Source organism: Sphingobacterium sp. JB170 (assembly GCF_900163865.1).
GTDB lineage: Bacteria > Bacteroidota > Bacteroidia > Sphingobacteriales > Sphingobacteriaceae > Sphingobacterium.
The window spans coordinates 1-2842 of record NZ_FUKU01000020.1; the positions used below are offsets into that span (position 1 = coordinate 1).

The following is a 2842-nucleotide window of genomic DNA, read 5'->3' on the forward strand; positions in this document are numbered from 1 at the left end:
AACTATATTTCAAATATTTCAAAGAACAATTTCAGATTTTAATGGGACAGCGATGTTGTATCGTCAAACCTTGATGGAAATGGGGATTCCTGCAAGTCAAATTGTATTTCTAAACTTTGAAGATTTTGAACTGCGTAAATTTTTCAACGATTTAGATGGTTTGTATGAACACATTATCGGAACTTTAGATTTGTCAAAACCAAGCTATGTTTTTTTAGGACAAAAACATATCCATTTCGGTAATTCTGGGCGATTTTTTTCGCTGATCATTGGGCCATTTACCAAGCAATTGATCAAGCACGAAAGAAGCCTATTTCCCCGAAGTACTATCCAACAGTTACACGATCAAACAGTTACTTGCTAGAAGTCGATATCTACTCTACAAGAGTGAACACAATTGGACTGTTGAGCAAAAAGATAGGGCAAGCCTATTGATTGGGCGATTTCCGGATATTGAAAAGGCGTACAGGCTTTCTCAGGAACTCTCTTGGATCGTCAGCTCGACCATTGATAAGATCTACGCTTTCACTAGGTTGGCCAAGGTGGAGCAGGCTGGATTCAAGTCATTCAATACTGTCTCCAGAACCATAAATATCCATCACAAAAATATTGAACTACTTCGACATCAAGAGTACAAATGCATTCGCAGAGTCCTTTAACGCTAATATAAAGGCTTTCAGAAGTCAGTTTAGAGGAGTGGGTCATATCAATTTCTTCCTGTTCAGATTGACAAAATAATTTACTTAGTCCACAGGTTTTGAAACTGATCCCTTTTATTCTTTTAAAAAAAAGAAAACACATTGATAATCAATGGGTTTTAATTTGTCTTTGCGGAAAGGGCGGGATTCGAATTCGCGCTGCTGTTTTTTACCCCTTTTTTTGGTTGAAATTCTGTGTTTACGTCGTTTTTTTGCACCTGATTTACTTAAATTTAATGATTTTTTGGAGGGACTTTTGGTGGGACTTTTTTGTTATTTAATCCTGAAATTCAGTCCATTATTGAATTCGAATAATTGTTATTTCATTTTTATTCAATTATGCCTATTCAAATATGATGTTTAATTTTGAATATAAAAAGGACTAAAAATTGTTTGAGATGAGTAAAAATACCGAAGCACATATCATCAATGCGAAAACATTTTATGCGTCTGATGTCGGTATTACGCAGATTTACACTGAAGTAATTAGCGAGGAATTAGACAAAGCGGTAGAACAATACATGAATTAATCTTTTACACGCCACAATCAGTAACAATAATTTGTAATTTTATAGCATAATAATTAAGCAATGGATAAACAGTTTACAGACATCATTCTTTTAATACAACAGTCTCGAAACAAAGCAATAAAGGCCGTAAATGTCGAATTGATTAATTTGTATTGGAATATTGGAGCTTATATTAAGCAAAAACTTTCTGGTACTGAATGGGGAGATAAAACGGTAGATGAATTAGCCAAATTCATTCAAAAGAATAATCCTGAGTTAAAAGGTTTTAATAAAAGAGGATTGTACAGAATGATACAATTTTACGAAACCTATGCTTCTGTAGAATTTGTGTCCCCAGTGAGGACACAATTACAAAATACTGATATACAAAGTGATAAAATGGTCTCAACAGTACGGACAGAATTTCATTTTGAACTTCAAGATATTAGAAAAACCATTTTGACCCAACTAAGTTGGACACATCATAGAACCATTTTTTCACGGTGTAAAACAGAAGAAGAACGAGAGTTTTATATTCGCTTGAGTATAAATGAAAATTATAGTGTAAGAGAATTAGAACGTCAAATCAATAGTTCCGTTTTCGAGCGCACAATGATGAGCAATGTTAAACTACCTGAAGCATTAAAAGAAATAAATGCAAATATTACTAATGCATTCAAAGACAGTTATATTTTTGATTTCTTAAATCTTCCAGAACCTTTTAACGAGAGTGATTTATAAAAAGGCTTAATCCGTCAAATGAAAAACTTCATTTTAGAATTGGGTAAAGATTTTTTATTTATTGGTGAAGAATATAAGGTTCAGGTTGGCAATAGTGATTTCTATGTGGATTTATTGTTTTACCACCGTGGTTTACAATGTTTGGTTGCTTTTGAATTGAAAGCCGATAAGTTCAAACCAGAACATTTAGGACAACTCAATTTCTATCTCGAAGCTTTGGATCGTGATGTAAAAAAAGTCAATGAAAATCCAAGTATTGGTATATTACTTTGCAAAGACAAAGATAGCGAAGTGGTAGAATATGCTTTAAGTCGAAGCCTTTCACCAACAATGGTTGCTGAATACCAAATGCAATTGCCAGATAAAAAATTATTACAACAAAAACTACACGAGTTGTTTTTAGATGATATGTCTTTAGATTAATTTTTTGATTTACACTAAAGTAATTAACGAGGAGTTGGATAGGTTCAAGCTCTTTTTCAAGATAAGGAATCGGCGGCTTGAATTCTCTGAATCTTTCCTGAAGATAAGCTGGGACTCCAAATTAAGATAGAAATTGATCCTTAGCGAATCTATTTGTATCAAGGAAACGTATCCTCCATCAACCATAAGAATCTAAAAGATCTTTATCCGCAGAACTATAAACAAATTATTGACTAATCAAATATGTAGTTCATAGGGCGGATACTTTTGGGCCTGAAATTCCGTATTTATATCGTTTTTTATCGTCGTGTGTACTTAAATGTAAATTATGTTAGATTATATTCAGTACCCTCCTAAATAAGGGCAGCAATAAAATATGTAGTTCGTAGGGAGGATACATTAAAGCAGGGCTTGTCGTATCCGGCCTACGAAGTACATATTGCATGATTTAGTTGGTACGACTAGCTTTGC

General features: G+C 33.5%; 4 protein-coding genes and 1 pseudogene. All 5 read left to right on the forward strand.

Features of this window, described 5'->3' with window-relative positions:
- Window positions 1–364, forward strand: a 364-nt coding sequence (locus tag FM107_RS19670; protein WP_218778923.1) for a hypothetical protein, incomplete at its 5' end; no start/stop codon positions are given.
- Window positions 345–738, forward strand: a pseudogene (locus FM107_RS19675) (transposase). The gene FM107_RS19670 and the pseudogene FM107_RS19675, both read left to right, overlap by 20 nt.
- 358 nt (window positions 739–1096) lie before the next feature.
- Window positions 1097–1228 (forward strand): hypothetical protein, encoded by a 132-nt coding sequence (locus FM107_RS19925; protein WP_256959353.1) that lies wholly within the window; start codon window positions 1097–1099, stop codon window positions 1226–1228.
- A 60-nt stretch (window positions 1229–1288) separates the two neighbouring features.
- Window positions 1289–1948, forward strand: a complete 660-nt coding sequence (locus FM107_RS19680; RefSeq protein WP_218778924.1) for a DUF1016 N-terminal domain-containing protein — start codon at window positions 1289–1291, stop codon at window positions 1946–1948.
- Window positions 1949–1957: 9 nt separating this feature from the next.
- Window positions 1958–2371 (forward strand): PDDEXK nuclease domain-containing protein, encoded by a 414-nt coding sequence (locus FM107_RS19685; RefSeq protein ID WP_306298633.1) that lies wholly within the window; start codon window positions 1958–1960, stop codon window positions 2369–2371.
- The last annotated feature ends 471 nt before the right edge of the window (window positions 2372–2842 follow it).